At 72.3% G+C, this 7,053-nt stretch carries 7 protein-coding genes and 2 tRNA genes; 1 reads left to right on the forward strand and 8 read right to left on the reverse strand.

Features of this window, described 5'->3' with window-relative positions:
* Positions 1–43: 43 nt before the first annotated feature.
* The 8 genes from IG74_RS0135005 to IG74_RS0135040 all read right to left on the reverse strand — a co-directional run bounded on the left by IG74_RS0135005 (position 44) and on the right by IG74_RS0135040 (position 5,340).
* Positions 44–1,099, reverse strand: a complete 1,056-nt coding sequence (locus tag IG74_RS0135005; RefSeq protein WP_030685526.1) for a UDP-N-acetylmuramate dehydrogenase — start codon at positions 1,097–1,099, stop codon at positions 44–46.
* A gap of 170 nt (positions 1,100–1,269) precedes the next feature.
* Complete coding sequence (locus IG74_RS0135010; protein ID WP_030685528.1) at positions 1,270–2,706, reverse strand: MFS transporter; 1,437 nt, start codon at positions 2,704–2,706, stop codon at positions 1,270–1,272.
* A gap of 200 nt (positions 2,707–2,906) precedes the next feature.
* Positions 2,907–3,539: a TetR/AcrR family transcriptional regulator gene (locus IG74_RS0135015; RefSeq protein WP_051856003.1), complete on the reverse strand. Its 633-nt coding sequence runs from the start codon at positions 3,537–3,539 to the stop codon at positions 2,907–2,909.
* A gap of 170 nt (positions 3,540–3,709) precedes the next feature.
* Positions 3,710–4,138, reverse strand: coding sequence for a MaoC family dehydratase (locus IG74_RS0135020; RefSeq protein ID WP_030685533.1), 429 nt, complete (start codon positions 4,136–4,138; stop codon positions 3,710–3,712).
* Positions 4,139–4,142: 4 nt separating this feature from the next.
* Complete coding sequence (locus tag IG74_RS0135025) at positions 4,143–4,601, reverse strand: FAS1-like dehydratase domain-containing protein (RefSeq protein ID WP_030685536.1); 459 nt, start codon at positions 4,599–4,601, stop codon at positions 4,143–4,145.
* A gap of 294 nt (positions 4,602–4,895) precedes the next feature.
* Positions 4,896–5,060, reverse strand: coding sequence for a 50S ribosomal protein L33 (gene rpmG, locus IG74_RS0135030; RefSeq protein ID WP_003956487.1), 165 nt, complete (start codon positions 5,058–5,060; stop codon positions 4,896–4,898).
* A gap of 88 nt (positions 5,061–5,148) precedes the next feature.
* Positions 5,149–5,221 (reverse strand) — tRNA-Met (locus IG74_RS0135035).
* Positions 5,222–5,267: 46 nt separating this feature from the next.
* Positions 5,268–5,340: transfer RNA gene (locus IG74_RS0135040), tRNA-Thr, on the reverse strand.
* A gap of 471 nt (positions 5,341–5,811) precedes the next feature.
* Between IG74_RS0135040 and IG74_RS0135045 the strand changes: the two genes are divergently transcribed.
* A complete protein-coding gene (locus IG74_RS0135045; RefSeq protein WP_030685539.1) occupies positions 5,812–7,044 on the forward strand; it encodes an amidohydrolase family protein in 1,233 nt (410 codons plus the stop codon).
* Positions 7,045–7,053 lie beyond the last annotated feature (9 nt).

The raw sequence follows: 7,053 nt of genomic DNA on the forward strand, positions 1-7,053 counted from the left end.
GCCGCTGGGGTCCGTGGCGCCTGCGAGAGCCGCGGGGGCGGCGCTACAGGCTGACGCCCACCGTCACCGGCTCGTTGACGAGGGTGACCCCGAAGGCGTCCCGTACGCCCGCGACGACCTCGCGCGCCAGGGCGAGCAGGTCCTCCGTGGTGGCGCCGCCGCGGTTGGTGAGGGCCAGCGTGTGCTTGGTGGAGATGCGGGCGGGGCCCTGGCCGTAGCCCTTGGTGAACCCGGCCTTGTCGATGAGCCAGGCGGCGGAGGTCTTCACCCGGCCGTCGCCCGCGGGGAACGCGGGCGGGGCGACGTCCGGGCCGAGCCGGTCGGCCACGCGCGCGTGGAAGGCGGCGAACTCCTCGTCGGTGAGGATCGGGTTGGTGAAGAACGACCCGGCCGACCAGCTGTCGTGGTCCTCGGCGTCGAGCACCATGCCCTTGCCCGCGCGCAGCTTCAGGACGGTCTCGCGGGCGACGGCGGCCGGGACGCGCTCGCCGACCTCGACGCCGAGCGTGCGGGCCGTCTCCGCGTACTTGATCGGGGCGCTCATCCCGTCCGCGTCCTCCAGCGCGAAGCGCACGCGCAGGACCACATAGCGCTCGGGGTCGGCCTTGAAGCGGCTGTGCCGGTACGAGAATCCGCACTCCTCGTTCGAGAGGGTGACCGTCTCGTCGGCCTTGCGGTCGTAGGCGACCACTTCGGTGATCGTCTGGGAGACCTCCTGGCCGTACGCGCCCACGTTCTGGATCGGCGTCGCGCCCGCGGAGCCGGGGATCCCGGCGAGGCACTCGATGCCCGCGAGGCCGGCGGCGACGGTCCGCTCCACGGCGTCCGTCCACACCTCGCCCGCCGCGAGCTCCAGCGTGCCGCCGTCGAGCGCGAAGCCGGTGGTGGCGATGCGCAGGGCGGTCCCCGCGAAGCCCTTGTCGCCGATGACCAGGTTGCTGCCGCCGCCGATGAGCAGCAGCGGCGTACCGGATGCGTCGGCCTCGCGGACGGCGGCGACCACCTCGGCGTCGGACGTCGCGGTGATCAGCCGGGCGGCGGGGCCGCCGAGCCGGAAGGTGGTCAGCGGGGCGAGGGGGGCGTCGTGAAGTACCTGCACGCACACCAGGGTATGCGGGCGCGCTCCGGCGCCCGGGCGGCGGGCCTCCGGGGCGCCGGGGCGGGGGAAGCGGGAACCCACCCGCCCGGAAGGGCGGGTGGGTGGATGGCCGGGAGGAACGGCGCGTCGTCCGGCGGTCGAGGGCGAGCGCGCGCCGCCCGGCACCGGCCTCACGCGCTGACCGGCACCTGCTCCTGCTCCTGCTCCGGAGCGGTGGCCGGCTTCTGCTCGGGGCGCTGCCGGGGCAGCAGCGCCGCGGCGGCGGCCGCCAGGGCGACGACCCCCGCGCCCACCCACAGCGCGGGCTGCAGGCCGTCCACGAACGCCCGCGGCGACTCGTACCCGCCCTGCGCGGAGAAGACCGAGGCGAGGACGGCGATGCCGAGCGCGCCGCCCACCTCGCGCAGCGCGTTGTTCGCTCCGGAGGCGATGCCCTGTTCGGCGGGCCGGACGCTGGACATGACCAGGCTCGCGGCCGGGGCGAAGTACAGGGCCATGCCGATGCCGCTGATGATCAGGGCGGGAAGCTGGGCGGCGTACGACACGTCCGGGGTCACGATCATCGCGAACCAGCCGAGGCCCATGGCCTGGAGCGCGAGGCCCGCGGTGACGATCGGGCGGCCGCCGATGCGGTCGGAGAGGTATCCGGCGATGGGCGCGACGATCATCGGCATGCCGGTCCAGGGCAGCATCCGCAGGCCCGCCTCGGTCGGCGAGTAGCCGAGCACGCCCTGGAGGAACTGGGCGAGCAGGAAGATCGAGCCGAACATGCCGACGAACATCAGCAGGCTGGCGGCGTTGATCGCGGAGAAGGCGCGGTTGCGGAACAGCCGCATGGGCAGCATCGGGGCCCGGTTGTGGATGCCGTGGTGCACGAAGCCGGCGAGCAGGGCGGCGCCCGCGATCAGGCCGGTCAGGACGGGCGCGCTGGTCCAGCCGTCGATGTTGCCGCGGATCAGGGCGTAGACGATGCCGAACAGACCGCCGCTGGCGAGCAGGGTGCCGGCGGCGTCGAGCCGGGCGCCGGTGCCGTACGACTCGGTGAGGCGCAGGCGGGCGAGCGGCAGCAGGGCGATGCCCAGCGGAACGTTCAGCCAGAAGATCCACTGCCAGGAGACGTGTTCGGTCAGGGCGCCGCCGATGAGCGGCCCGCTGGCGACCGCGAGGCCGTTGACGGCCCCCCAGATCCCGTACGCCATCCCGCGCTTGGCCGCGGGCACGGCGGCCGTGAGGAGGGTCAGGGTGAGCGGCATCATGATGGCCGCGCCGACGCCCTGCACCGCGCGGGCCGCGATCAGTTCCTCGATGCCGGGGGCGAGGGCGGCGGCCGCGGAGGCGCCGGTGAACACGGCGAGGCCGATCCCGAAGAGCTTGCGGCGCCCGAACCGGTCCCCCAGGGCCGCGCCGAACATCAGAAGCACGGCGAAGGTGAGCGTGTAGGCGCTGACCGTCCACTCCAGGTCTTCGATTCCGCCGCCGAGGTCCTCCCGGATGGAGGGCAGCGCGGTGGTGACGACAAGGTTGTCGAGGGCTGCCATGAACCCGGCGACGCTGGTGATGACGAGGGCCCACACGACTCCCCCGCGCGGTGCTGCTTGCTGTGACATCGCTCCCCCAGACACTGGGTAGTGGTTAGTAATTGATGACTAACTTTCGCGGGCAGAGAAATGCCCGGACCCCGGACGATTCCACCGGGAGCCGGACGCGCTCACCGCGATTCCCTGACTCCCTCGCGCCGATTCCCCCGCGACGCGACTGAACGCTCTTACGTGACGCCCTTACGAGGCCCCCTTACGGGGCGTCCTTGCTAGGGCCGCTCCCCCGGTGACCGCTCCGCGGGCCGGGCCGTCTCCGGCCGCTCCGCGAGCTGGGGCCTTCGGGCCTCCCCCGGGGGCTGAGCCGATGCGTAGAACCCCTCCCACACCCGGTGCTCGGGCGGAAAGCCCATGGCCGACAGGGCGTTGAGCAGCATCCCGTAGGCCAGAAAAGTCGTCGTCTCGTCCACGTCGGCGCCGAGCGGCAGGTGCACGGTCTCCCACAGCTCCATCCAGCCGGCGCGCACCATCTCGCCGAACTCCTGGTCCCCGGCCGCCTCGGCGGCGGCCACGGCCACGTACGTCTGGAGCTGCATGTGCAGCCTGTCGGGGTCCTCCGTGATGAGGCCGTGGTACGCCTGCGCCATGGAGTGCAGGGCCTCTTCGCCTTCGAGCCCCTCACTCGCGGCCTCGAACACCTTGCGGACCTCCTCGCAGCAGCGCGCCGACGCCGCGAGGAACATCGCCTTCTTGCCGGGGAAGAGGCGGAAGAGATACGGCTGCGAGACCCCGACACGCTTGGCGATCGCCTCGGTGGACGTCCCGTGATAGCCGCCGCGGGCGAATTCGCTCATCGCCGCCCGGATGACGCTCTCGCGCCGCTCCTCCGCACTCATCCTGACCATGCGAGTAAGTTAGTACTCAATCACTAACTAAGTCAAGGGCGCGGAACGGCGTCGGCGGAACCTCCGGAACGCCGCCCCGGCCCGGCGCGTTGATCAGACCGGGGGGCCACAACGCGTAAGGGGCGCCCCGCCATGGAGAACGCCCCTTACTCTTTGCTTCCTCGCCGCCGTCAGGCCAGCCGCACGACCGCGCGCGACATGCCGAGGACCTTCTGCCCGGCGCTGGTCGCCAGCAGGTCCACGCGGACCTTCTTGTCGTCGAGCTTGGCCGCGACCTTGGCGCTGACCTCGATCGTCGCGCCCTTGTCGTCGTTCGGGACCACGACGGGCTTGGTGAAGCGCACGCCGTACTCGACGACGGCGGCCGGGTCGCCGGTCCAGTCGGTCACGACGCGGATCGCCTCGGCCATGGTGAACATGCCGTGCGCGATGACGTCCGGCAGGCCGACCTCCACCGCGAACTTCTCGTTCCAGTGGATGGGGTTGAAGTCCCCGGACGCGCCCGCGTACTGCACCAGTGTGGCGCGTGTCACCGGGAAGGTCTGGGCCGGCAGCTCCGTGCCGACCTCGACGTCGTCGTATGCGATCTTCTCCGTCATCGCCTCACGCCTCCTCGGTGGCGGCCGCTCGCGCGACGAGCTTGGTCCACGCGGTGACCACGTGCTCGCCCGCCTCGTCGTGGACCTCGCCGCGGATGTCCAGGATGTCGTTGCCCGCCATCGACTTGATCGCCTCGATGGTCGAGGTGACGGTGAGCCGGTCGCCCGCGTACACGGGGCGCGTGTACGCGAACTTCTGGTCGCCGTGCACGACGCGGCTGTAGTCGAGCCCCAGCTGCGGGTCCTCGATGACCTGACCCGCGGCCTTGAACGTGATCGCGAACACGAACGTCGGCGGGGCGAGGACGTCCCGGTGGCCGAGCGCCTGGGCGGCCGCCGGGTCGGCGTACGCGGGGTTGGCGTCGCCCACCGCGACCGCGAACTCGCGGATCTTCTCGCGGCCGACCTCGTACGGGTCGGTGGGCGGGTAGGTCCGCCCGACGAAGGACTGGTCGAGCGCCATGGCTCGGCACCTCCTGCAGCTGGGTTCCAATGAGCTCGGATTCTCGCGAGCCCGGTGCCGCCGGCGGCGCACCCGGACCGATCCGCGGCGCGGGCCGAAAGGGGCTGCGCACCGGGCTCCGGACCGGCCAGGAGACGCTACCGGCGATCCACGAAGAGTGGGGCCAGCAGATCTCTTCCGGATCTACTGGATCTACAAATGGATCTGCGGATCCCTGAACGAGATCCGTGGATCCGCAAACGACTAGAGGCCGCCCCCGAACGAACGGGGACGGCCTCTAGTTCTAGCCTGTGTTTATCGCGTCTCGCGGTGTGCGGTGTGCGAGTTGCAACGCGGGCAGTGCTTCTTCATCTCAAGACGGTCCGGGTTGTTACGCCGGTTCTTCTTGGTGATGTAGTTCCGCTCCTTGCACTCCACGCAGGCCAGCGTGATCTTCGGGCGGACGTCGGTGGCAGCCACGTGAGTGCTCCTATGACGGACGGATGGACGGATGAACGCATAAAGAGTAGCCGATCGAAGGACCGACCCCGCAATCGGCTACTGTGTGTAGCGGTGACCGGACTTGAACCGGTGACACAGCGATTATGAGCCGCTTGCTCTACCGACTGAGCTACACCGCTGCGATGCGACCGGTTCCTCGCCGAAGCGAGGAACCCTTCACATCAGAGCCCCAAAACGGAATCGAACCGTTGACCTTCTCCTTACCATGGAGACGCTCTACCGACTGAGCTATTGGGGCGAGCGATGAAGACATTACACGCTCGGCAGCCGTTCGCCCAAATCCGTTTCGCGAGGCCCGTCCGGGGTCGTGACAGCCGCCCCGATCAGCCCGTCTCGTACGCATCGCAACGCCTCATGATGCGCTCGCGCCACACCGGTACGCGGGCCCACTGGAGCCCCATCCGCAGATGTCCGAGCACACGGGCACCACGGCAGTACGTGAGCTCACCGGCGCCGCACCGGCACGGCTGAGCCAAGCCCGCACCACGGCTCCACGGCTGCGGCAGGGCTCTCGCACCACAGCGGTACGACTATTGCGCTCCTCCGCGAAGCGGGGCCGCCGCCGTCCTAGGCTCGACTCACGCTGCGTGATCTTGCGCGCCCGAAGCCGCGTCCGCGCGCTCCCGGCACCGTGCCCGCGCGGCGGCGCCGGGGCACGGCACCGCACGCTGCGAGCCGTCCGCAGCCGCCCCCGAGCCCCAGGAGCGCGATGCCCGACAGCCAGCCGCAGCAGCCCCACTCCGCCGAGCCCGACGCCGCGTCCGGGGCCCTGCTGCTCTGCGGGGCGCGGCTCACGGACGGCAGGACCGTGGACGTCCGGCTCGGCTCCGGGCGCATCGAGGCCGTCGGCACGGCGGGCAGCCTCAGCGCGCACGCCGCGCGCGTGGACCTGAGCGGCTTCCTGCTGCTGCCCGCCGCCGCCGAGCCGCACGCCCACAGCGACACCGCGCTGTCCGCGCGCCGCGAGGGGCCCGTCTCGTACGACGCCCGGGACGTCCAGGGCCGTGCCACGGAGGCGGCGTTGCTGCAGCTGGGGCACGGGGCGACGGCGCTGCGCGCGCACGTGCGCGTCGGGGACGTGCAGGGCCTGAGCTGTCTGGAGGCGGTGCTCCAGGCGCGCAGGTCGCTGCGCGGCCTCGTCGACCTGTCCGTCGTCGCGGTGCCGCGGCTCCTGACGGGCGCGGCCGGGGCCGACGGGGTCGCGATGCTGCGGGACGCGGTGCGGATGGGGGCCTCCGTAGTGGGTGGTTGCCCGGATCTGGACCCCGATCCGACGGGTTACGCGGAGGCGGTCCTGGAGCTCGCGGCGGAGTACGGCCGACCCGTGGACCTGCACACGGACGGCGGCGATCCGGCGCGCCTCGGCCGGTTCGCCGCGATGGCCGGGGGTTTGCGGACCGGCGTGGCGATCGGCCCGTGCGGCGGTCTGGGGCGGCTGCCGTCCGACGTGGCGGCGCGCGCGGCGGAGCAGCTCGCGGCGGCCGGGGTGACGGTCGTGTGCCTGCCGCAGGGCGGCTGCGGCACGCTGCCGGGCGGCAACGGCGCGGCTCCGGTACGCCTGTTGCGCGCCGCGGGGGTGCGGGTCGCGGCGGGCAGCGGCGCGCTGCGGGACGTCGCGAACCCCGTGGGCCGCGCGGATCCCCTGGAGGCGGCGTACCTCCTGGCGTCGCGTGGCGACCTGCGCCCCGACGAGGCGTACGGAGCGGTGAGTTCGGCCGCTCGCGAGGCCATGGGGCTGCCGCCGGTCAGGATCGAGGCGGGCTTCCCCGCCGAGCTCCTCGCCGTCCGCGGCGACAGCCTCGAAGGCGCGCTGTCCCTGGCGTACAGCCGCGTGGTGGTGCACCGGGGGCGCGTGGTGGCCCGGACGAGCGCGGTGCGCGAGTACTGCGACTCCGCGGCGGCGGTGGCGCTGGACCTGCCGCGGCAGGGGCGGGGGGCGTGACACCGGGGG

It is taken from the genome of Streptomyces sp. NRRL B-1347 (genome assembly GCF_000720325.1).
Lineage (GTDB): Bacteria > Actinomycetota > Actinomycetes > Streptomycetales > Streptomycetaceae > Streptomyces.

Bases quoted from the DNA above. Each gene is read 5' to 3' on its own strand.
- IG74_RS0135010 (WP_030685528.1), bottom strand. From the start codon at position 2,706: ATGTCACAGCAAGCAGCACCGCGCGGGGGAGTCGTGTGGGCCCTCGTC.
- IG74_RS0135015 (WP_051856003.1), bottom strand. From the start codon at position 3,539: ATGGTCAGGATGAGTGCGGAGGAGCGGCGCGAGAGCGTCATCCGGGCG.
- IG74_RS0135020 (WP_030685533.1), bottom strand. From the start codon at position 4,138: ATGACGGAGAAGATCGCATACGACGACGTCGAGGTCGGCACGGAGCTG.
- IG74_RS0135025 (WP_030685536.1), bottom strand. From the start codon at position 4,601: ATGGCGCTCGACCAGTCCTTCGTCGGGCGGACCTACCCGCCCACCGAC.
- IG74_RS0135045 (WP_030685539.1), top strand. From the start codon at position 5,812: ATGCCCGACAGCCAGCCGCAGCAGCCCCACTCCGCCGAGCCCGACGCC.